Source organism: Aquisalimonas sp. (assembly GCF_007120195.1).
GTDB lineage: Bacteria > Pseudomonadota > Gammaproteobacteria > Nitrococcales > Aquisalimonadaceae > Aquisalimonas.
Window position 1 is genome coordinate 1 of the sequence record NZ_SKOG01000100.1, and the last position, 23,158, is coordinate 23,158.

Consider the following 23,158-nt stretch of genomic DNA (forward strand, 5'->3'; position numbering starts at 1 on the left):
AAAACGCCCGGGGCGAATTGCATGCGCTCATTAAAGCGCCAGGTGACCCCACCATAGACCATACGCTCGCGGCGTTCATGGCGATCCAGCGGATCCCCCGCAGCCCCCCGGTCGCGCTCCATGAGGCGGAAATAGCGCACACCACCCCAGAGATCAGTGGCCGGGCCATAGCCATGGCGAAGCTCACCGGTGACCTGATTATGGCGACGGCGCAGGCGCTGATCCGGAACCTCCTCTCCACCGCGATCATCCAGCCGCCGTGTCGTGTAAAGGCCTTCCACCTCGACACTGCTCTCCCAGCGCGGCGCAATCGGGACGTCGAGACCGACACCGCCGCGCCCTTGCTCGTAGCGGTAGCTGAAATCGCGCACGTTATCGTTGAGGCGAACCGGGTCATTGTAGTTGGCGAAGCCGTATGCCACGGCGTTGCCCAACCGTCGGGCGCCTGCCACGTAAAAAGTGTAGGGCTGACGGTCAAAGCGGGCCTCCCGCTGCTTGTCGTTGAACAGTGTGTCCGGCGCCACAATGGCAGCATGGAAGCGGTTGCCGGCGCCGTCACCCCAGGCCAGGTCAAAGCGGACGTCGATGGTCTCCTTGGCCCCCTCGACGTCGCCGTAGAGCGATGCCATCCAGCCATTGGCAAGCGTCGCACCGAAGCCGACGAGGTTGCTATCGTAACGGCCGTCGAAATCTTCGAACCGCCTGAACCGGTAGCGAAAGTAGCCGGACCCGTCAAAATCGGCCGTGAGCTGGATTTGCTGGCGTGTATACAGTTCGTCACTGCGGGTGCTGCCTCCGGTTCCGAATATGCCATCCGGCAGCGGCCATCCTCGGCTTCCAAGCGCGGGCGCGGGCTCGAACGTGAATCGGTGCAAGAAACTCTCGGCGTTATAGCTGAACTGCCGGCCATCGATAGCAGCCTGCCGGAAAGGCTGCGGCTCCCACCAATCTGCCGCGACGTGCTCCGCCATTATGAAAGCCCCGACACACGCTGCCAGGACAGCCCGTAAGGCGCTAGTCACCGCTTCCCCCATTCGATGAGATTTCATGTGGGCGAGCCACGGCCCTCAATCCTACGCAATCTTCCCGCGATGCGGAACGAGTCCTCCCGGGGCGCGCGATTATTGCACGCACGCTTCGTTCAGAACACTGGCAAGTCAAGGACATGCGCCGCGGTGCAACGAGCTGAAAGAGGGCCAACATGGCGTTTTTCAGCATCCTGCTAGACTAGTGGTCAGACACATATAGTTCCGGCTCATGCTCACTCGGGGAGGTCGGCTTGGCAGCGCGAGGCATGACGTACCCAAGCTTTGACGAGTGGCGGGAACTGGCCGTTCGGGATCCGGCGGCCTTCGAGGCCCGCCGCCGTGCCGTGATCGCCGCCGCAATCGCCGCCGCCCCACCCGAACGCCGGGAGCGACTTCAACGGCTGCAGTGGCGCATCGACCGGGTCCGATCCCGCGACAGCGACCCGCTGGTGGCTTGTATGCGCCTGTCGCGGATGATGTGGGACTCTGTCTACAGTGAGCGCGGACTCCTCGCACAGCTTGAATACCTGGGCAAGCGCTGGACGGGTCGAACGACGTCAGGACTGCCACAGGCCCAAATCCTCCCATTCAAGAAGCGCTGATTGAGACCCATGCCCGCCTCATCCTGACAATGAGCAACCCGGGAGAGACTCGCGATCACCCCCGGCGGCGCGACCCTCGCTTGTCATTGCGTCATTCGGGAGGTATGCTCCGCCTCCTTAAATGAACGCCCCCTCGCCGGGCGGCCCGGGGTCGCCCGAACCGATACAGCAGGTAGCCTGGTCATGAAGAAGGACATCCATCCGAACTATCGCGAAGTCGTGTTCCAGGACATCGCCTCGGATTTCGCGTTTCTGACGCGCTCGACCATCCGCACCCAGGACACGATTACCTGGGAGGACGGCAAGGAGTACCCCCTGGTGAAGGTGGAAGTCTCCAGCAAGAGCCATCCGTTTTACACCGGCAAGCAGCGCGTGCTCAGCAGCGGCGGGCGCGTTGACCGCTTCAAGCAGAAGTACGGGCGGCTCGGCAAAACCAAGCAGTGAGACGCTTGTCTCGCTGCTGCTTGTGCCGCTGGCAGCTGTCAGTTGATGCCGCCGGAGCCCTGCTGCCCACGGAGTAGATTGCGCATTGCAGCACCGATAACGCCCCGGCGGGTTGACGGAATCACGATTTTAGCCGCGCATTCCCCGAATCTTTCGCGATTTTCCTCGAAAATTGCTTGATTTTCTGACTTTTCACCCATTCTTCCCCGCTTCCCCCTTTGCTGTTACTATCTCCGCGGTTCGGTCGCTATAACATGTGCCGGACACTGTAATATGTTCTTAACAAAGGTTACTGCCCCGCCCGGCACATCAGGATCAGGGGCCAGGCCCGCGGCTCCGGTTAGCGGATGCCGCTCGCAGGGGAACTGGAGCAAGCGCTCTCACACCTCCCTGACTGACATCGCAGCGTAGCTCCATTGCCTTTGGCGCAGACGCGACTACGGCCCGTAGAGACTTAGGAGTCAACACAATGTCCAATCACACTGTGACGCTCACAGACAACGCCACCGGCAAGAGCGTTGAACTCCCGGTGCGCGAAGGCACGCACGGCCCGACGGCGGTTGATATCAAGAACCTCTACGGCGAGCTCGGCTGCTTCACGTACGACCCCGCCTTCACCTCCACAGCGAGCTGCCGTAGCGATATCACCTTCATCGACGGCGACAAGGGAACATTGCTCTACCGCGGCTATCCGATTGAGCAGCTGGCGGAGCACAGCAACTTCCTCGAGGTGTCGTACCTGCTGCTCTACGGTGAATTGCCCACCAAGCCCGAGTTGGACGCGTTCACCGATTCCATCACGCGCCACACGATGGTGAATGAAAGCCTGAAGAACTTCTTCAACAGCTTTCACTACAATGCGCACCCGATGGCCATGCTGACCGCGGTGGTGGGTTCGTTGTCCGCCTTCTATCACGGCGGTATCGATGTCAATGACCAGGAGAGTCGCGATCTGTGCGCCCATCGCATTATCGCGAAGATGCCAACCATTGCCGGCGCGGCGTTCAAGCACTTCGTCGGCGAGCCGTTCGTCTACCCCAAGAACCACCTGAGCTACTGTGGCAACCTGCTCAACATGCTGTTCTCGCGGCCTTCCGAGCACTACGAGATCAATCCCGTGGCCGAGAAGGCGCTGGATCAACTCTTGATTCTGCACGCCGACCACGAGCAAAACGCCAGCACATCCACTGTGCGCCTGGCGGGCAGCACGGGCACCAACCCGTTTGCCGCCATGGCGGCGGGCTGCGCGGCCCTCTGGGGTCCGGCCCATGGCGGCGCCAACGAGGCCGTGCTGCGCATGCTCGAGGAGATTGGCGACGTCAGCAAGGTGACAAGATTCATCGATAAAGCCAAGAACAAGGACGACCCATTCCGCCTCATGGGGTTCGGCCACCGCGTTTACAAGAACTACGACCCGCGCGCGACCATCATCCGGGACACCTGCTACGAGGTGCTTAACGAAATGGGCGTGTCGAACGATCCACAACTGGAGCTGGCCATCCGGCTCGAAGAGATTGCCTTGCAGGACAGCTACTTTGTAGAGCGCAAGCTCTACCCGAACGTGGATTTCTACTCTGGGCTCATCTACCGCGCACTCGGCATTCCCATGTCATTCTTCACGGTGCTCTTTGCCCTGGGGCGCACACCGGGTTGGGTCGCCCAGTGGATGGAAATGGTGACTGACCCGGAGCAGCGCATCGGCCGGCCCCGACAGATCTACACCGGCGCCGCAAAACGCGACTACATGCCGGTCGATAAACGCTGAGACGCACTGCCTCGGGACAGTCGCTTCCCTGAGGCAGAGCAGTCTATGGTCTATGGTCTATGGCTAGAGACTCGGTAACGGCGTTGCCGAGGGCCATTCATCATCGCCGGCGAGCAAATCTTCCACCGCCTGCACGTTGGCCCGGGCCATGGGCTGCCCATCCACTTGGCTGAGAGGCGGCTGACGCAGCCCGTCGGTTGTGAAGACGGTTAGGTCAACGGTATGGGTACCGGCCATGAAGTGATACGACGGCAGCGTCATCCACTCATCGCGTTTAAAACGTAGCCGCCGCTCCGCCGGCTCGAACGGGATGCCGTGCTCGAGCAGAAACACATCCAGCTCTTCGGGCGTGTCCGCGAAGACGTGCAGATTCACGTCCGACCATTCCCCCGCGGTGCCATCGAGCACGGAGCCGACCAGGCGTGGCCGAAAGCGTGCGAAAAACCGCATGGCCGCGCAGGCCGTTTCGCGCAGCTCTCGTAAGCGCGCCGCCTGGGACTCGCCCTGAAACAGGCGCTGGTAATCAATAACGGCGTCCTGGATCTCACGGTTTCGCGGCATGTTCTGGGTATCCGGCGCACCCAGCCGCTCGGCCGCCTTGCGCTTCGCCTGGTAGTAGTTACGCACGCCCTCGTCGACCATGATACGGGCGGCTTCCAACGTCAAGCGCTGACGCATGCGCTGATCGCGCGGGGTTCCCTGCTTTGCCATAATTCCATCCCCTCCCATTTAGGATACCGCTAGGCCGAGCTTGAACCAAAGCCGCTGCCCATCAGAACAACGGCGACTCCTCGCGATCACGGCCCCCTCCGGTGCCATTGCGGGTCGCATCCGGGTCCCGGTCCGGCACCTCGTCCGAACGGAAGGTCTCAAAGATGGCATCCGGATTGCCCGAGTCGGTCACCAGTCCGGATCGGGGGTCGATACGCACAGTCACCAGCCCACCGGGCCGCCGCAAGGTCTCTTCCGGCGTGCCCTCAAGCGCCGGCGCCATAAAATCCATCCACATGGGCAATGCCGCCCGGGCACCGGTCTCCCCACGCCCCATGGAGCGGGATTGGTCATACCCGATCCAGGCGGTGGTCACAAGACTGCCGTTGTAGCCGGCAAACCAGGCGTCCTGAAGCTCATTGGTACTGCCGGTTTTGCCGGCAAGATCGCCGCGATCAAGGCGCCGTGCCGCCCGCCCGGTGCCACGGTTGATGACGTCCTGCAGCATGCTGGTGGTAAGGTAGGCGTTTTGCGCCGAAATGACCCGCTCTGCCGGTCGGTAAGTCGGTGCAAATCGCGCCTGTTCGTTACGAACCGCTGTCTCCTCGACGTTACCGGCGTCCAGCATGTCCTCCTCACGAACCAGTTCCGCACACTGATCACAGGCGAGTGTCGGTTGGGCCGCCTGAATGACCTGTCCGCTGCCATCTTCGACGCGGGCGACGAAATACGGATGAACACGATAGCCGCCATTGGCGAAAATCGCGTAGCCGGCAGTCAACTCCCAGGGTGTGACGCCTGCACTCCCAAGCGCCAAAGAGAGATTGCTTGGCATCCGATGCCTCGGAAAGCCGACGCGATCAAGGTAGTCGATCGTGGAACGGGTACCGACGTCCCGCAGCACGCGGATTGAGACCAGGTTCCGGGACTGTGCCAGGGCTTCACGCATACGGGTCGGGCCGTAGAACCGACCGGTGTAGTTCTCGGGGCGCCAGGTGCTCTCCAGCGCGTCGTCGCGGAACACCACCGGGGCGTCGTTGATGATGCTCGCAGGCGTGTAGCCGTTTTCCAGGGCCGCGGAGTAAATAAACGGCTTGAATGCCGAGCCCGGCTGACGCACGGCCTGAATCGCCCGATTGAACTGGCTCTTGCGGAAGTCGAACCCGCCAGTCAGGGCCAGTACCGCCCCGCTGCGGGGAGACAGGCTGACCAGCGAGCCCTCCACCTCCGGAACCTGGCTCAAGCGCAAGCCATTGTCGGTTCTGCGCACCCGCACCACGTCTCCGGGCGACACAACGTCGCTCACGGCTTCCGGCCGGTCGCCGACCGCCGACTGGGAGAGCCAGGGACGGGCCCAGGCCATCGCCTCGAGATCAAGTTCGATGGTATCACCATTGCGCAAATAGACAGTGGCCACCTCATCGACGTCGATGACAAGGCCAGGGCGCAGACCGCCGAGGGTGCGCAGCGGCGCCAGGGCGTCGCGCCAAACTGACTCCGTACTATCGGCATCCAGGTCGATCCGCCCCTCGGGGCCACGGTAACCGTGACGCTCATCGTAGACGATCAGATTGCGCCGCAAGGCCTCGTTGGCCAACTCCTGCAACCGACTATCGATGGTGGTATACACCCGGTAACCACCTGTATAGGCGTCGTCACCAACCATGTCGACGACGTGATCGCGCGCCATTTCGGCGACATAAGGCGCCTCAACCGTCGGCCGGGCGCGCCGCACATGGGCGGTGATCGGCTGCGTACTGGCTTCCGCCATCTCCTCGGCGGTGATCGCCCCGGTCTCGTGCATGCGCCGGAGCACGTACGCCCGGCGCTGCAACGCCCGTTCCGCATTAACCACAGGATTCCAGGCCGAGGGCGCCTTGGGCAGCCCCGCAATCATGGCCGTCTGGGCCAGGGTAAGCTCGTCAGGCGTCGTGCCGTAATAGATCTGGGAGGCCGCGCCGATGCCGTAAGCGCGCTGGCCAAGGTAGATCTTGTTGAGATAGAGCTCGAGGATCTGCTCTTTGTCCAATTCCCGCTCGATCTTGAACGCAAGCAGAATTTCATTGAGCTTGCGCAGGTAGGTCTGTTCCCGGCTCAGAAAGAAGTTACGGGCGACCTGCATGGTGATCGTGCTGCCGCCGGGCCCGATCTCCTGATGACGAGCCAGGTAGATCACAGCACGGGCGAGTCCCTGGTAGTCGACGCCAGGGTGCGTGAAGAAACGCTCATCCTCGGAGGCGATGAAGGCCTGCTGCATGCGCTCGGGGATCGCATCAAAACTCACAGGCTCACGGCGATTCTCGCCGAACTGCGCAATGAGCTTGCCATCGCCGGAATACACCCGCAGCGGCTCCTGGTAGCGGACATCACGCAGTGACTCGACCGAAGGCAGCTGCGGCGAGAGATACAAATACAGCCCAGCCACCCCGGCAGCGGCCAGAAGCGCAAGGGAGAGCACGGTCGCCAGACCGTACGCAAGGACGCGAGGAAAGCGGCGCATGGTTTCCATTCCAATAGTGTCTACGTGGTCTCGGTTTCGCAGAGTATAAAGCGTTATAACCTCAAGGACGAGTGGTGCTATCAGACGATCATTTTGAATTTTCTGACGTTTGATATGTGGTTAGGGCGAACTCTGCATCTGCTAGAGCACGCCTTTCCTATAACTTACCTAACCATAAGGAAGTGTTGTGGGCCCCTTTCGAAAGAAAAGTCCACCATTGCTGGGCATCGACATCAGTTCCACGGTGGTGAAGCTGCTGGAGCTGAAGCGTCACGATGGGCGACTGCGTGTCGAAAGCTACGCGGTCGAGCCCCTACCGGCCAACGCGGTGGTGGAGAAGAGCATCTCCGATATTGACGCGGTATCCGAGGCCATCAAGGCAGCGGTCAAGCGATCCCGAACCAAGCTCCGCGCGGCTGCGCTCGCAGTGCCCACCTCGGCCGCCATCAGCAAGACGATCGCGATGCCGTCGGATCTCAGTGGGCAGGAGCTTGAAGCACAGATCGAGCTCCAGGCGGACCAGTACGTCCCCTACCCCCTCGACGAGGTCAACCTGGATTTCCAGGTCCTGGGCCCAAGTGCCGAAGGGGACAGTGTGGACGTGCTTCTGGTGGCGTCCCGCTCAGACAATGTGGAAACCCGTGTGGACGCCTGCGAGGCGGCAGGGCTTACCCCCCGCATCATGGACGTTGAAAGCTACGCCACGGAGGCCGCCTTCGCGCTGCTGGCGGACGCTCTGCCCGGCTGCGGGCATGAGCAGAGGGTCGCCTTGCTCGATGTCGGCGCCACCATGACCGCGCTCACGGTGCTGGAGAATCAGCAGATCATTTACACCCGGGAGCAGGTCTTCGGTGGCCGTCAGCTCACTGAGGAAATCCAGCGCCGCTACGGTGTGTCATTCGAGGAAGCGGGGCGTGCGAAACGCCATGGCGGGCTGCCGGACGGATACCAGGAAGAGGTGATGGAGCCGTTTAAGCAGGCCATGGCCCAGCAGGTCGTGCGCTCCTTGCAGTTCTTCTATGGTGCCAGCCAGTACAACAGCGTGGACGCCCTCATGGTGGCTGGAGGCTGCGCCGCCATTGCGGGCGTGGATCGCCTGGTTGAGCAAGAGACCGGGGTGCCAACCCAGGTGGCCAACCCCTTTGCGAACATGGCCCTCTCCTCCCACATCAAGCCCGAGCGGCTCAGTGAGGATGCCCCGGCGCTCATCATCGCCTCCGGCCTGGCCATGAGGAGTTTTGACGCATGACTCGGATCAATCTTCTCCCCTGGCGCGAAGAGCTCAAGAAGCAACGGCAGATGGAGTTCTACGTTGTGCTTGGCGTCGCGGCAGCCCTTGCCGCTGCCGTATGGTACGGCGGCCATTGGCATATTTCCGGCCTTGTCGACTACCACGAGCACCGCAACCAGATGCTGGAAACGGAAATTGCCGAGCTGGACCGACAGATCGAGGAAATCAGGAACCTCGAGACCGTCCGGGCGCAGCTGGTCGCGCGCATGAACGTCATCGAGGAACTGCAGGCCGGGCGTCCGCAGATTGTGCATCTGTTCGAGGAGATTGCCACCAGCATCCCCGAGGGGGTTTACCTGAAAAGCCTCCAGCAGAATTCCGCCAAACTGACACTCACCGGCGTGGCGCAGTCCAATGCTCGGGTTTCCAGTTACATGGAAAGCCTCGACGCCTCCCCCTGGCTTACCGACCCCGACCTTGAAGTGATCCAGGTGGACAATCGCGAGGGTAGCCGCCTTAGCGACTTCTCGTTGCGGGTCCGTCAGACGGACCCGCCGAGCGACACGGATAATGGGGAGGGCACGCAATGAATCTCTCCGAGATCAATCTGAACGAACTGGATCTCAAAGAGATCGGCACTTGGCCTTGGGCCGCCAAGGCGGTGGTCATCGCCGTCGCCTTTGCCCTCATCGTCGGCGCCGGCTGGCACTTCGACTGGAAGGATCAGCAGGCCAACCTCGAGCGCGTCCAGGGCAAGGAAGACGAACTGCGCTCGCAATTCGAGCACCGGCAGCTGCGGGCTGCTGCGCTCGACGATTACAAGGCGCAACTCGAGCAAATGGAAGAATCCTTCGGTGCGATGCTCCGGCAACTACCCAGTCGGGTCGAGGTCGCCGGGCTACTCGTGGATATCTCCCAGACCGGGCTCGCCGCCGGCCTTGAATTCAAGCTCTTCCGACCGCGGCGCACGAGCGAGCGCGAGTTCTACGCGGAAATGCCCATCGATATCGAAGTGCGCGGCGACTACCACCAGTTCGGGCGCTTTGTCAGCGGCGTGGCGAACCTGCCGCGGATTGTCACCCTGCACGACGTCCAGATCGCCGACGCCCGGGATAATGGAAAACTCTCCATGCGCGCGACAGCGCGGACGTACTGGTATCTCGACGAGGAGGGCGACTGATGGCTGAACGCACCGTTGTCAGAACCACCGGCGCGCGCGTTGCCTTACTGGCCTTGGCGGCCATGGTGCTTGCCGGCTGCTACCGCGATACCGACGATTTGGAAGCCTACATCGAGGAAACGCGCCAACGCCCGGCGCCAGCGCTCGATCCGGTACCCGAGCCGGAGCCCGCGCGCAGCCATCGTTACCCCGACTTAGACATCCGCGACCCGTTCCAGCGGCTGAGTTTTGCGCAATCGGATGACGAACGGAATCAGGCCGCCGACGACGGTCCACGGCCCGATCAGCAGCGCCCCCGCGAACCCCTCGAGGAGTTTCCGCTGGATTCGATGCGGATGGCTGGCAGCCTGGAGCAGGGCGGTGCGCGCTGGGGACTCGTCCGGGATCCGAGCGGGCGGATTCATCGCGTCCAGGAGGGCAACTACTTGGGCAAGAATCACGGCGAGATCAAACACATCACCGAACAACGCATAGAGGTCCTGGAGCTGACGCCGGCTCCGGGCGGCGGGTGGCGCGAGCGGGAAGCCTCGCTGACGACACGAGAATAAGGAAGAGGGAGTCGACGACGATGACGACGGTTGAAAAGCAGGGCGCAGGGCGGCAGGGCGCTTTGCCAAGCCGCCAGCCGGTAACGCTGGCCCGGGCAGGCACCTGCCTGGTTGGGCTGGCAGCCGGCCTACTTCTGGCGGGCGAGGTACTGGCCGAGAACGCACTACAAGGTATCAGCTACTCGACCATGCCGGGCAACCGGGTCCAGATCTCGCTGGAGTTGGAGAACCCGCCCGGGGAGCCGAACAGCTTTACCATCGATGATCCAGCGCGGATCACGTTCGACTTCCCCGAGACGCGGAACCAACTCTCGGAGAGGAGCAAGCGCATTGGCGTCGGTGCCATCGAAGGGGTGTCCACAGCCGAGGCCGACGGGCGAACCCGCGTGGTGCTGAATCTCTCCGAGATGACAAGCTACGAATCCCGCATCGACGGCAATACACTCCATATCTTCCTCGGCGGTGGCCCCGGTGAGGTGGGGCAGGCCGAGGTCGACGCGGTAACCGATCAGGAGATGCTGGGTGGGGACGAGCCGCAAACCGCGCCGGAGGGCAGCGCACTGGAGGCAATCGACTTCCAGCGTGGGTCAGACGGCACCGGACGGGTCGTTATCGACCTGAGTGATCCCCGCATCCCCGTGGACCTCCGGCGTTCCGACGGCCGCATCGAAGCACGCTTCCGGGACACCGACGTGCCGGACAACCTGCAACGACGCCTGAACGTCGTCGATTTCGCCACGCCGGTAGAGACCATCGAAACGCGCCAGGATGGCAGCGACGCGCTCATGCGCATCCAGCCCATCGAGGGCGAAGACTATGACTACATGGGCTATCAGGCGGGCAAACAGTTCACCGTGGAATTCCAGCCCGTGACCGAGGAAACGCGCGAGGAGGAAGAGCCGGAATATACCGGGGAGCGGCTGTCCCTGAGCTTCCAGGATATTGAAGTGCGCTCGGTGCTGCAGTTAATCGCCGATTTCACGGGCATGAACCTGGTGGTGAGTGACTCGGTCACGGGCAACATCACGCTGCGCCTGCAGAACGTCCCCTGGGACCAGGCGCTGGATATCATTCTTCAGACCAAGGGCCTGGACAAGCGTATCAGCGGCAACGTCATGCTGGTGGGGCCCGCCGATCAAATGGCAGCCCGGGAACGTCAGCGGCTTGAATCCCGGCGTGAAATTGAGGAAATGGCGACACTGCGCTCAGAGTTCTTCGAGGTGAACTACGCCACCGCCAGGGATCTGGCCGGCCTGATCCGGTCCGAGGAGACCTCACTGCTGTCGGGCCGCGGACAAGTGACCATCGATGAGCGGACCAATACGCTCATCGTCCGCGATACGGATGAGAACCTGTCCGACATCCGCTCACTGGTCAACCGGCTGGACGTCCCCGTGCGTCAGGTGCTGATCGAGTCGCGCATTGTCATCGCCAACGACGACTTCAGCCGCGAACTCGGCGTGCGCTTCGGTGCCAGTGGTTCGGGCGATATCGGCTCCGAAGACGGTTTCCGCGCCGGGGGCACCCGACCCGGGGGCTTGGCGGACGGGACAACCGGGTTCGAGGTAAACGGTGCCGAGGGCCTGTTGGTTGACCTTCCCGTGAATAACCCGGCCGGCTCTGTGGGTCTCGCCGTCGGGCGCATCGGTGACCGGCTATTGCAGCTGGAACTCTCGGCCATGGAAACCGAAGGCCGCGGTGAGGTTGTCTCCAGCCCGCGGGTGATCACCTCCAACCAAAGGACGGCCAGCATCCGCCAGGGCGTGGAGATCCCGTACCAGGAGGCGACGGCCAGTGGCGCCACCAACGTGTCATTTCAGGAGGCGCTCCTGGCGCTGGACGTGACCCCGCAGATCACGCCCGACGATCGCATCATTATGGATCTCGAGGTAAGTCAGGATACCGTCGGCCAGGTCTTCGCCGGTGTGCCCAGCATCGACACCCAATCCGTCACGACGCAGGTGCTTGTCGATAATGGCGAGACCGTGGTGCTCGGCGGCATCTACGAGCGCGAGCGGCGGCAGCAGGAAGCCCGGGTGCCTTTCTTGGGGTCGCTACCGGCCGTCGGCTGGCTGTTTCGCAATCGCTCCACCGTGGACGAGAACAGTGAACTGCTGATCTTCGTCACGCCACGCATTCTCCAGGAGAGCCTGACGGGCAACGCCGTCAGATAAGCGCCTGCTTGCCCGCCCGGGGCACCCCTCCCCGGGCGGGCCCCCTTGCCGGGATCGCCCCCCTTAGCAGAGCGCCAGGCTTCAAGGTCCGGCGCACCGGCGTTATGCTTAAGGCTTTCCAGGTGCGGGCCCCACCATGACCCAATCGAAGCGCATTTTCCTCATAGGCCCCATGGGCGCCGGCAAATCCACGATCGGACGGCGCCTGGCCGGGCGGCTGGAGCTTGCGTTTCTCGACAGTGATGAGGCCATTTGCGAGCGCACGGGCGTCGACATCCCCCACATCTTCGATGTGGAAGGCGAAGCCGGATTCCGGCAGCGGGAGAAAGTCGTGATCGATGCCCTGACCGGCTCGGACGCTTGCGTCCTTGCCACCGGCGGCGGTGCGGTGCTTGATCCTGATAATCGCCGCCACCTGCGTGAGCGCGGCGTCGTGATCTATTTGCGCACCTCGGTGGACGAGCAACTGCGCCGCACCGGCAAGAACAAGCGTCGCCCGCTGCTACAGACCAAAGACCCCCGCGCACGCCTCGAAGCGCTGCTAGCCGAACGCGAGCTGCTGTATCAACAGACCGCGCACCTGACCGTGGATACCGACAGCGGCTCCATCGGCCATGTCCTGCGCAACATTCTCAACGGCCTGGACAACTATTGCCATGACGAGCACCCCAACTGAGTGCCGCAGCCGCCGGCTGAATGTGGCGCTGGGCGAGCGCAGCTACCCGATTTGCATCGGCCCCGATCAACTGGGGCGGGCGGAGCCACTGCGCGACTGGCTGCCAGGGAATCAGGCGCTCGTGGTCACCAACGACACGGTGGCCGACTTGTACCTGGATCCGGTCCTCACCAGCCTGGAGGGGCTGCACGCGGACGCGCTGATCCTGCCCGACGGCGAAGCGCACAAGACCGTGGCCAGCTGCGAACGGATCTGGGACCGGCTTTTGCAGCGGCGGTTCGAGCGAAGCTGCACAGTGATTGCCCTCGGCGGCGGGGTCATCGGTGATCTGGCGGGTTTCGCGGCGGCGGCCTACCAGCGGGGCGTCGCCTTTGTGCAGATTCCCACAACGCTTCTGGCCCAGGTGGACTCATCCGTAGGTGGCAAGACCGGTGTCAATCACCCGCGCGGCAAGAACATGATCGGTGCCTTCCATCAGCCGCGAGGCGTCATCGCCGATACCGACGTCCTGGCAACGCTACCGGCCCGTGAGCTCAGTGCGGGCCTCGCCGAGGTGATCAAGTACGGCCTTATCCGGGATCCGGACTTCTTCGTCTGGCTGGAAGACAACCTGGAGGCCCTGCTGGCCCGGGATACGGGCGCGTTGGCCGACACCATCGAACGCTCCTGCGCGAACAAGGCGGACGTGGTGGCCGCCGATGAGCGAGAGCAAGGGGTCCGTGCGACACTCAACCTCGGGCACACGTTCGGCCACGCCATTGAGACGGCGACTGGCTACAGCAGCTGGCTGCACGGGGAGGCGGTCGCCGCCGGCATGGCAATGGCCGCGCACTTATCCGCTGATCTTGGTTGGCTCTCAGAGGAAGAGCATCACCGCGTGACGGCATTGCTGCGGCGAGCCGGGCTGCCGCTGACGCCGCCGCAGTCCATGACCCCAACACAGTTCCTGGAAATCATGGCTGTGGACAAGAAAGCCCAGCAGGGGCGTATCCGGCTGGTTCTGCAGCAAGGCATCGGCCGGGCTATCGTGACCGACAGCGTTCCCGCGGAGCGCCTGCGGGCCACACTCAATCACTTCACAGGCGGTGCCTAAGCCATGATTTCCCCGCAGGCCGGCCTGCTCGCGCCGTACGCCGCCGATCCGGCGCGCAGTCAAGGACGCCGGCACCCGGAAGAGCAGGCGCTCTATCGCAACGCCTTTCAGCGTGACCGGGACCGCATCATCCATGCCGCGGCCTTTCGGCGGCTGGAATACAAGACTCAGGTGTTCGTGAACCATGAAGGCGACCTGTTCCGCACCCGCCTCACCCACACGCTGGAGGTCTGCCAGATCGCCCGCACCATCGCACGGGCCTTGAATCTCAACGAAGACCTGACCGAAGCCGTCACCCTGGCCCACGACCTCGGCCACACCCCATTCGGGCACGCGGGGCAGGACGCCCTGAATGCCTGCATGGCCGACTGCGGCGGCTTCGAGCACAATCTGCAATCGCTGCGCGTCGTGGATCACCTGGAGCAGCGATACGCGCAGTTCGACGGTCTCAACCTGACCTTCGAGACCCGTGAAGGGATCCTGAAACACTGCGGCGCCGACGCCGCGCGGGAGCTGGGGGCGCTGGGGCGTCGCTTTCTCGAGCGCACCCATCCAGGCCTGGAGGCGCAGCTTGCGAATCTGGCGGATGAAGTGGCCTATAACAGCCACGACGTCGATGACGGCCTGCGCGCCGGACTGCTCAGCATTGACGAGCTCGAGGGATTGCAGCTGCCGGGGCGTCTCTTCGCCGATGTCCGCTCCACCTACCCAACCCTATCGCGCCGGCGGCTGATTTATGAAACCGTGCGGCGCATGATCGCGGCGCAAGTCGGCGATATCGTCACTACCACTCAGGCCAGCCTGGAGGCTGCACGACCGGCGGACATCGACGCCGTTCGCAGCCGCCCGGACGCACTGGTGCACTTCAGCGACGCCATGCAGCAACAGCACCGGGAACTCAAACACTTTCTGTTCCACGCCCTGTACCGACACTACCGCGTCCACCGCATGGCGGAGAAGGCGAAGCGCACCATCACGGGGCTGTTCGACGCCTTCGTTGACGACCCGGCGCTGATGCCGCCCCAGCATTTTCAGCGCAGCCGCTCGCTTGAGGCGATGGATAACGCAGCCGGACGTGCCCGTGCGGTTGCCGATTACATTGCCGGCATGACCGACCGGTACGCCATCGACGAATACGGCCGGTTGTTCGATCCGCGCCGGCTCACCTGACGAGCCGGCGCGGATCACCCGCCTCAGTCGTCGATCGTTACACTGATCTCCAGGCTCGCATCACCGTCAAAAATCATCACCGACCCGTCGCCCTCGGCATTAGAACCCGCGCTAATGGTGACAACACCGTAACCCTCGCCGTTCGTCATACCGTCGACGATTTGGGCGTCGACGTCAGTCAAGCCGTCGATGAAGACGCCCAGCTCGCGAAAAGCGTACGGCACACCGTCACCGCCGTCTTCATAGTAAAACGTCACCTGCTGCGTTTCACCGGGACTTAACGTGATGTCGGAAGCGGCAGCGGGTGTCGCCTCAATGCTGCCTCCCGCGATGCCGCTGAAGCAGAAACTGGTATCCACCTTCGCGAACCGGGAAAAATCGTCTTCAAGGTGATCGAGGACCTCGGCGTAGAGAAGGACCTGCCCGGAATGGGGGTCATCCGGAAAGCGGGGATCCTCGGGATACGTCCCGTCGTTGTTATAGCGGGCACAACCGAGCCCAATCAGCGGCCTGCCTTCGCGCCGCGTGGGGTACCGGATCCGGAAACTCGCCTTGCCATTCTGGGTGGTGAGTATGTTGCCCTCAAGCGAGGAACCACCCTCATCGACAATGCTGATCCCCATGGCGGAGGCGCCGACCCAGTAGCGGCCGTCACTCACGGACTCCTCATAGGCATCGGTCACATCCAGGCTGAACGGGCCGGTGACAGCGTCTACACGGCGACGGCGATCCGGAAACGCTGCATTCTTGACCAGGACGAAGCCGTCATGCGCGTACCACGGCCACGATTGGCGGGTAATAAAGCCGTCAAGATTATTGCCGTGGAAGGGTGCGCCGGAGGTGAACTGAGTATCGCCGGCGTCGACCTCGCCATCGTTGCCATAGGTGATCACCGAATCCATCACGCCCAGGCGAACGCGCGTGCCGTCCGGCACCGGTTCGCCGTCATTGTCCGAGACCAGCACCGTGACCCGCCGGCCGTAGACGCCGTCTTGCGTGTCAACAACGGCGTTTTCCCGGGGTGCCGTAATCACAATTTCGTGCGCCCTCCCGCCGCCGGCACCGGACTCTGATTCGTTGTCATCGTCATCACCCCCCGCTGCGTCATCGTCCGCACTATCACCTTCGCTGTCCGCACCGTCACCTTCGCTGCTTCCATCTCCACTACCGCCCCCACCGCCGCCGCTCGAGATCAGCGGATCATTGCCATCGCTGCTGCTGTTACAACCAGCAAGCGCGAGCGTCAAAATGAACAAGACAAGAAATCGCGTGCACACACGCATGAGCGGAGCTCCCTTTCGCTGAAAACGCCACAGTTCGGCCGGATACCTCCAATGACGACAAACCGTTGAACAAATTACGGCTCACGCGTTGAAGGTGGGAGGAAAATGGCTGTTCCGTAGCTCGTTAGTAGTTGTCCATTCGTTTCAGTTGCACCGTGCGCCACCGACCCCGTCAATGGCTGTACCATCGAGAATATCCGGAAATTCAGCCACTTTCGTGAATGGGGTCACATTTCCGGGTCACGAGGGTCGTCGGTCCAGCGGGTTCCCGATGCTGGCCAGCCGTCAGCCATCATTACACGCCTATGCAACGCTCCAGTCTCATGGGCACTGCACGGTTGCCTCCTAGCGGCGGTTTGAGACGCTGCCCTTGAGACGCTATACTGATCGGCCTTTTGCCCCACGGACGAGGGGATTGTGGCGTGCCCAGTCACCCGGCACACGGCCACTGCCCCGCCTCGACCGGCGCAGGCAGAGCCCCTTGCCCGAACGCTACTCACCATCACGCAGAGGCATTCCCCGTGAGATACGAGAACGCTGATTGGCCGACTCTGTACCGGCCGGGCTTCGAGAAGGACAACTGCGGGTTCGGATTGATCGCACACATGGACGGCAAACCCAGTCACTGGGTTCTGTCGACGGCCATTACATCCCTGGGCCGGCTGACGCACCGCGGTGCGGTCGCCGCCGACGGCAAGACAGGCGACGGTTGCGGACTCCTGCTCAAAAAGCCGGACGGCTTCCTGCGCGCGGTGGCCGATGAACACGGCTGGCAGCTGGCTGATGAATATGCGGTCGGCACCATCTTCCTCAATGTCGACACCACCAAGGCCGACAAAGCACGGGAGGCGCTCAATTGCGCCCTTGAAGACGAAGGGCTGACCGTAGTCGGCTGGCGTCAGGTGCCCACGGATTCCTCCGCCTGCGGCGAGCAAGCATTGAAGAGCCTACCGGTGATTGAGCAGATCTTCATCAATGCCGGAGCCAGCACGGATCATCAGGACTTCGGGCGGCGCTTGTTCACCGCGCGCCGGGTCACGGAGAAGCTCATCGAGGAGAACGATGAGCAGTTCTATATCGCGAGTCTCTCCTGCGAGGTGGTCTCGTACAAAGGGCTCGTGATGCCCGCGAACCTGCCGGTCTTCTACAAAGACCTCAACGACGCGCGCATGGAAACGGCCATCTGCGTGTTCCACCAGCGCTTCTCCACGAACACCTGGCCGCAGTGGCGCCTGGCGCAGCCATTCCGCTTTCTCGCCCACAACGGCGAAATCAATACGGTGCAGGGCAATCGCAACTGGGCGAACGCCCGCGCGGCTATTTTCGAGACGCCGCTGATCCCCGACATGGACAAGGTGGCGCCGCTGGTCAGCAGCGAGGGCTCCGACTCCTGCAGCCTGGACAATATGCTCGACGCCCTGCTGGCCGGGGGCATGGATATCTTCCGCACCATGCGCATCCTCATCCCGCCGGCATGGCAGAACGTGGACAGCATGGATACAGACCTGCGGGCATTCTATGAGTACCACTCCATGCATGTGGAGCCCTGGGACGGCCCGGCGGGCATCGTGCTAACCGAGGGCCGCCATGCCGCCTGCGTGCTGGACCGCAACGGACTGCGCCCGGCCCGCTACGTCATCACCAAGGATCGGCACATCACCCTGGCCTCCGAGATCGGCGTCTACGACTACAGCCCTGAGGATGTGGAGGTTAAGGGCCGACTCAAGCCCGGCGAGATGCTGGCCGTGGACACCGAGACCGGTGAGCTGCTATTGCCGAAGACCATCGATGACCGGCTCAAGCAGCGCAAGCCTTACAAACGGTGGCTCCACCAGCACTTGCAACGGCTGGAGTCCACGCTCGTGGACACGGAGCTCGAAGATGGCGGGACGCCGTTGACGGACGAGGAGCTGCCGCTGTTCCGCAAGATGTACAACCTGACCCTGGAGGAAAATGAGCAAGTCCTGCGCGTTCTCGCTGAAGGGGGCCAGGAAGCCGTCGGTTCCATGGGTGACGACACGCCGCTTCCGGTGCTCTCGCGCAACGAACGCGCCCTGTACGACTATTTCCGGCAACAATTCGCCCAGGTCACCAACCCGGCCATCGACCCGTTGCGCGAGCAGATTGTCATGTCGTTGGAGACGTGCCTCGGACGTGAGCTCAATGTCTTCGAAGAGACTGAGCAGCACGCCAAGCGCCTGGTGGTGGAATCCCCGGTGCTCTCACGCAGCAAGTTCCTGGTACTGCTAAACCAGGACGATCCTGACTACCCCAAGCACGTGATCGATCTTCACTACGACGAATCGGAGGGACTGGAAGCGGCCATTACGCGGATTGCCGACGACGCGCAACAGGCGGTGCGCGACGGCAAGGTCATCCTCATGCTCACCGACCGCTTCGTGGCCGAGGGCAAGCTGCCAATCCATGCCCTGCTGGCCACCGGCGCCGTGCATCACCGGCTTGTGGACCGCGGCCTGCGCTGCGATGCCAATATCATTGTTGAGACAGCGACGGCGCGGGATCCGCACCACTTCGCCGTACTCATCGGCTTCGGCGCCACCGCCATTTTCCCCTACCTGGCCTTCGCCACGATCCGCGACCTGCGCCGCAGCGGCAAGGTCAAACACACTCCGGTCGATCAGCTACGACGCAACTACCGCAAAGGTATCAACAAGGGGCTTTTCAAGATCCTCTCGAAGATGGGGATCTCAACCATCGCAAGCTACCGTGGTGCGCAGCTGTTCGAGATTGTCGGCCTCGCCGACGAGGTTGTGGACCGATGCTTCACGGGCACCGTGAGTCGGGTCAAGGGCAGCCGTTTTCAGGAGCTGGAAGCCGACCAGAAGACTCTCGCCCGGGAGGCCTTCTCCCGTCGTGCCCTGGTGCGCAAGGGCGGACTGCTGAAGTTCGTCCAGGACGGCGAGTACCACGCGTTCAACCCCGATGTAGTGCAATTCCTCCAGGAGGCCGTGGAGACGGGCAGTCGCGAGGCGTGGGATAATTTTGCGGCGATGGTGAACCATCGCCAGCCCATGGTCCTGCGGGACCTGCTGCAGTTGACGCCCGCCGAGGCCCCGCTCGACATCGACGAGGTGGAACCCATTGAGGAGATCCTGCCGCGCTTCGATTCGGCGGGCATGTCGTTGGGTGCCCTGTCGCCGGAGGCCCACGAATCCCTGGCCATCGCCATGAACCGCCTCGGCGGACGCTCCAACTCCGGCGAAGGTGGCGAGGACGAGGCGCGTTACGGCACCGAGCGCATGTCGAAGATCAAGCAGGTGGCCTCCGGGCGCTTCGGCGTCACGCCGCACTACCTGGTGAACGCCGAAGTGCTGCAGATCAAGGTTGCCCAGGGCGCCAAACCCGGCGAAGGCGGCCAGCTGCCCGGGCACAAGGTCAACGAGATGATCGGCCGGCTGCGCTTCTCCAAGCCCGGTGTCGCCCTGATCTCTCCGCCGCCGCACCACGACATCTACTCCATCGAGGACTTGGCGCAGCTGATCTTCGACCTCAAACAGGTCAACCCCCAGGCCCTGGTCTCCGTTAAGCTGGTTTCCGTGGCCGGGGTCGGCACCATTGCCGCGGGCGTCGCCAAGGCCTACGCGGACCTGATCACCATTGCCGGCTACGACGGCGGCACCGGTGCCAGCCCGCTGACCTCGGTGAAATATGCCGGCGCCCCGTGGGAGCTGGGCCTGGTGGAAACCCATCACGCCCTGCGCGCCAACGATCTGCGCGGCAAGGTGCGCGTGCAAGCCGACGGCGGCATGAAGACGGGGCTGGACGTCATCAAGGGCGCCATCCTGGGGGCCGAGAGCTTCGGCTTCGGCACGGCACCGATGGTGGCCATGGGCTGCAAGTACCTGCGCATTTGCCACCTGAACAACTGCGCCACCGGCGTGGCCACCCAGGAGAAGGTCCTGCGGCTGAAGCATTTCATCGGCACCCCGGAGAAGGTTGCCAATTACTTCCGCTTCGTCGCCCAGGAAACGCGGGAGTGGTTGGCGAAGCTTGGCGTCCGGCGCCTGGAGGATCTCATCGGCCGCACGGACCTGCTGGAGATTCTTCCCGGGGAGACAGACAAGCAGCGCCAGCTCGACCTTCGCCCGCTACTCTCCGACGGCGGCGTGCCCGCGGACAAGCCGCGGCACTGCATCGAGCCGAGTAACGTGCCCTTCGACAAGGGTGAGCTCGCCGAAGCGATGGTCCGCGAGTGCCTGCCCGCCATCGAGAGCAAGACCGGGGGCGAGTTCCGATTCGAGGTGAAGAACATGAACCGCTCGGTCGGCGCCCGGCTCTCCGGCGAGATCGCCCGGCGTCATGGCAACTACGGCATGGCCAGCCATCCGCTGGTCCTGCGGCTTACGGGCACTGCCGGCCAGAGCTTCGGTGTCTGGAACGCATCGGGGCTGCACATGTACCTCGCCGGCGATGCCAACGATTACGTGGGCAAGGGTATGGCCGGCGGCAAGCTGGTGATTTACCCGCCGGACGGCAGCACCTTCCGTACCAATGACACCACCATCATCGGCAACACCTGCCTGTACGGTGCCACCGGCGGCCAGCTTTTGGCCGCCGGCACGGCGGGCGAACGGTTCGCGGTCCGCAACTCCGGGGCCCACGCTGTCGTGGAAGGTATGGGCGATCATGGCTGCGAGTACATGACCGGCGGCGTGGTCTGCTGCCTCGGCCCCACGGGCCTGAACTTCGGCGCGGGCATGACCGGCGGCTTCGCCTTCGTGCTGGATCTGGATAACGAATTCGTGGACAGCTATAACCACGAGCTCATCGATATCCACCGGGTACAGTCCGAGTCCATGGAGGCCCACCGCAACTATCTCAGGGAGATGATCCGCAATTACGTGGGGGAAACCGGTAGCACCTGGGGTCAGGAAATCCTGGACAACTTCCGGGATTACGCCCGGCGGTTCTGGCTGGTCAAGCCCAAGGCGGCGAACCTGCAGAGCATCCTGGACACGCTGCGCCAGGCTGCTTGATCCGCTCCGGCCGGCGAGGCGCCGGCCGGCCCCCCATCCGGCAAGCCGAAGATTGACGGACGCGACAGGAACCTATGGGAAACAACTTTCAGTTCATCGAAGTCCCGCGGCAGGATCCGAAGAAGGAACAGGTCCAGATCCGGGTTCGCAACTTCAACGAAATCTATGACCAGTTCGACAAGGAAACAGCGGCATCCCAGGCCGACCGCTGCCTGGACTGCGGCAATCCGTACTGCGAGTGGAAGTGCCCGGTGCATAACTACATCCCCAACTGGCTGAAGCTGATCGCCGAGGGGAACCTCTTCGAGGCCGCCGAGCTGTCCCATCGCACCAACTCGCTGCCAGAGGTCTGCGGCCGCGTCTGCCCACAGGATCGCCTGTGCGAGGGAGCGTGTACCCTCAACGATGGCTTCGGGGCCGTCACCATCGGCAACATCGAGCGCTATATCACCGATGAGGCCGTCAAGGCCGGCTGGCGGCCGGACATGACCGGGGTCGTCGACACGGGCAAGAGGGTGGCCGTGATCGGCGCAGGGCCTGCGGGACTGGGCGCGGCCGATATTCTGGTGCGTAATGGCGTCCACCCCGTGGTGTTCGACAAATACCCGGAGATCGGCGGCCTGCTTACCTTCGGCATTCCCCCGTTCAAGCTCGAGAAGCACGTCGTGCGTACACGGCGGAAGATCATGGAAGAGATGGGCGTGGAATTCCGGCTGAACACCGAGATCGGCAAAGACATCGCCTTCGCGGATCTCGACCGCGACTACGACGCTGTGTTCCTGGGCATGGGGACGTACACCTACATGCGCGGGGGGTTCCCGGGTGAGGACCTGCCAGGGGTGTACGAGGCCCTGCCGTATCTGGTGTCGAACATCAACCGGGAATTGGGTTACCAGAAAAATCCCAGCGAGTTTATCGATATGCGCGGCAAGCGGGTGGTGATTCTGGGCGGCGGCGATACCGCCATGGACTGCAACCGCACCTCCATTCGCCAGGGGGCCAAGAGCGTGACCTGCGCCTACCGCCGTGACGAGGAGAACATGCCGGGCTCCCGTCGGGAGGTGGGCAACGCAAAAGAAGAGGGCGTGAAGTTCCTCTGGAACCGACAGCCCGTGGAAGTCGTCGGCGACACCAAGGTGGAAGGCGTCAAGGTCGTCACCACGCAGCTTGGGGCCCCGGACGAGCGGGGCCGCCAGCGCCCGGAACCGGTACCGGGGACCGAGACGGTCATACCCGCCGACCGGGTGCTCATCGCCTTCGGCTTCCGCCCGAGCCCGGCGGAGTGGTTCGGTGATTACGCCATCCACACCGACGACCGCGACCGGGTCACCATTCGCAAGGACGAGCGCTATTTCGGCCAGACCGGAAACCCGAAGATCTTCTCGGGCGGCGACATGGTGCGTGGCTCGGATCTCGTAGTAACCGCCGTGTTCGAAGGGCGAGAAGCCGCCAAGGGCATTCTCAACTACCTGGAGGTCTAAGCGCGGCGAGCGCCGCGCCCTCCGCTGCAAACTCCTTCGCAGCACAGGTACACCCCATTCATGCCAGCAACCACCCTCCGGGAGAGACTGCGTGACCAAAACTCCGCCGCTGCAGAACGACCTGCTCCTGCGCGCCCTGCTGCGAGAACCCACGGAACGCACACCTGTGTGGATGATGCGCCAGGCCGGGCGCTACCTCCCCGAGTACCGGGCCACGAGGGAGCGGGCCGGGGACTTCCTGACCCTGTGTCAGACGCCGGAACTCGCCTGCGAGG

Annotated in this window: 19 protein-coding genes; 14 read left to right on the forward strand and 5 right to left on the reverse strand. The window is 63.2% G+C overall.

Annotated elements, in window-relative coordinates; translation table 11 throughout:
- A partial coding sequence (locus tag QZT63_RS07770) for a hypothetical protein (protein WP_290650044.1) occupies positions 1–971 on the reverse strand: 971 nt, incomplete at its 3' end.
- A gap of 323 nt (positions 972–1,294) precedes the next feature.
- Here QZT63_RS07770 and QZT63_RS07775 point away from each other — a divergent pair.
- Both QZT63_RS07775 and QZT63_RS07780 read left to right on the forward strand, forming a co-directional pair.
- Entirely contained in the window at positions 1,295–1,630 is a 336-nt protein-coding gene (locus tag QZT63_RS07775; protein ID WP_290650046.1) for a DUF3135 domain-containing protein, read from the forward strand.
- Positions 1,631–1,813: 183 nt separating this feature from the next.
- Entirely contained in the window at positions 1,814–2,074 is a 261-nt protein-coding gene (locus tag QZT63_RS07780) for a type B 50S ribosomal protein L31 (protein ID WP_290650047.1), read from the forward strand.
- 38 nt (positions 2,075–2,112) lie between these two features.
- On the opposite strand, the gene QZT63_RS07785 is transcribed toward QZT63_RS07780, so the two are convergent.
- The gene (locus QZT63_RS07785; RefSeq protein WP_290650049.1) at positions 2,113–2,274 is read right to left on the reverse strand and encodes a hypothetical protein; all 162 of its coding nucleotides are present in this window, start codon (positions 2,272–2,274) and stop codon (positions 2,113–2,115) included.
- Between the two features lie 269 nt (positions 2,275–2,543).
- On the opposite strand from QZT63_RS07785, the gene QZT63_RS07790 reads away from it, so the two are divergent.
- Positions 2,544–3,839 carry a citrate synthase gene (locus tag QZT63_RS07790; protein WP_290650051.1) on the forward strand — a complete coding sequence of 432 codons (1,296 nt, stop codon included), beginning with the start codon at positions 2,544–2,546 and terminating at the stop codon, positions 3,837–3,839.
- A gap of 63 nt (positions 3,840–3,902) precedes the next feature.
- On the opposite strand, the gene QZT63_RS07795 is transcribed toward QZT63_RS07790, so the two are convergent.
- Positions 3,903–4,550, reverse strand: a complete 648-nt coding sequence (locus QZT63_RS07795) for a hypothetical protein (protein ID WP_290650053.1) — start codon at positions 4,548–4,550, stop codon at positions 3,903–3,905.
- 61 nt (positions 4,551–4,611) lie between these two features.
- Positions 4,612–7,050, reverse strand: a complete 2,439-nt coding sequence (locus QZT63_RS07800; RefSeq protein WP_290650055.1) for a penicillin-binding protein 1A — start codon at positions 7,048–7,050, stop codon at positions 4,612–4,614.
- A 187-nt stretch (positions 7,051–7,237) separates the two neighbouring features.
- Here QZT63_RS07800 and QZT63_RS07805 point away from each other — a divergent pair, with 187 nt between their 5' ends.
- The 8 genes from QZT63_RS07805 (at position 7,238) to QZT63_RS07840 (ending at position 15,122) form a co-directional block, all read left to right on the forward strand.
- Positions 7,238–8,299, forward strand: coding sequence for a pilus assembly protein PilM (locus QZT63_RS07805; RefSeq protein ID WP_290650057.1), 1,062 nt, complete (start codon positions 7,238–7,240; stop codon positions 8,297–8,299).
- A complete protein-coding gene (locus tag QZT63_RS07810) occupies positions 8,296–8,871 on the forward strand; it encodes a PilN domain-containing protein (RefSeq protein ID WP_290650058.1) in 576 nt (191 codons plus the stop codon). The genes QZT63_RS07805 and QZT63_RS07810 overlap by 4 nt, the downstream gene beginning before the upstream one ends.
- Positions 8,868–9,461, forward strand: coding sequence for a type 4a pilus biogenesis protein PilO (locus QZT63_RS07815; protein ID WP_290650059.1), 594 nt, complete (start codon positions 8,868–8,870; stop codon positions 9,459–9,461). Before QZT63_RS07810 ends, QZT63_RS07815 begins: the two co-directional genes overlap by 4 nt.
- Positions 9,461–10,009 carry a pilus assembly protein PilP gene (locus tag QZT63_RS07820; RefSeq protein ID WP_290650060.1) on the forward strand — a complete coding sequence of 183 codons (549 nt, stop codon included), beginning with the start codon at positions 9,461–9,463 and terminating at the stop codon, positions 10,007–10,009. Before QZT63_RS07815 ends, QZT63_RS07820 begins: the two co-directional genes overlap by 1 nt.
- 20 nt (positions 10,010–10,029) lie before the next feature.
- On the forward strand, positions 10,030–12,183 hold the full coding sequence (pilQ, locus tag QZT63_RS07825) for a type IV pilus secretin PilQ (RefSeq protein WP_290650062.1): 2,154 nt from the start codon (positions 10,030–10,032) through the stop codon (positions 12,181–12,183).
- Between the two features lie 136 nt (positions 12,184–12,319).
- Entirely contained in the window at positions 12,320–12,859 is a 540-nt protein-coding gene (gene aroK, locus QZT63_RS07830; protein WP_290650064.1) for a shikimate kinase AroK, read from the forward strand.
- Positions 12,840–13,952, forward strand: coding sequence for a 3-dehydroquinate synthase (gene aroB, locus QZT63_RS07835; RefSeq protein ID WP_290650066.1), 1,113 nt, complete (start codon positions 12,840–12,842; stop codon positions 13,950–13,952). Before aroK ends, aroB begins: the two co-directional genes overlap by 20 nt.
- A gap of 3 nt (positions 13,953–13,955) precedes the next feature.
- Positions 13,956–15,122: a deoxyguanosinetriphosphate triphosphohydrolase gene (locus QZT63_RS07840; protein WP_290650067.1), complete on the forward strand. Its 1,167-nt coding sequence runs from the start codon at positions 13,956–13,958 to the stop codon at positions 15,120–15,122.
- Between the two features lie 23 nt (positions 15,123–15,145).
- Here QZT63_RS07840 and QZT63_RS07845 read toward each other — a convergent pair whose 3' ends face one another.
- Positions 15,146–16,405, reverse strand: coding sequence for a hypothetical protein (locus QZT63_RS07845; RefSeq protein ID WP_290650069.1), 1,260 nt, complete (start codon positions 16,403–16,405; stop codon positions 15,146–15,148).
- A gap of 521 nt (positions 16,406–16,926) precedes the next feature.
- On the opposite strand from QZT63_RS07845, the gene gltB reads away from it, so the two are divergent.
- From gltB to QZT63_RS07860, 3 genes are all read left to right on the forward strand, one after another.
- Positions 16,927–21,402 carry a glutamate synthase large subunit gene (gltB, locus tag QZT63_RS07850; RefSeq protein WP_290650071.1) on the forward strand — a complete coding sequence of 1,492 codons (4,476 nt, stop codon included), beginning with the start codon at positions 16,927–16,929 and terminating at the stop codon, positions 21,400–21,402.
- 74 nt (positions 21,403–21,476) lie between these two features.
- Entirely contained in the window at positions 21,477–22,883 is a 1,407-nt protein-coding gene (locus QZT63_RS07855) for an FAD-dependent oxidoreductase (protein ID WP_290650072.1), read from the forward strand.
- A gap of 91 nt (positions 22,884–22,974) precedes the next feature.
- A partial coding sequence (locus QZT63_RS07860; protein ID WP_290650074.1) for a uroporphyrinogen decarboxylase family protein occupies positions 22,975–23,158 on the forward strand: 184 nt, incomplete at its 3' end.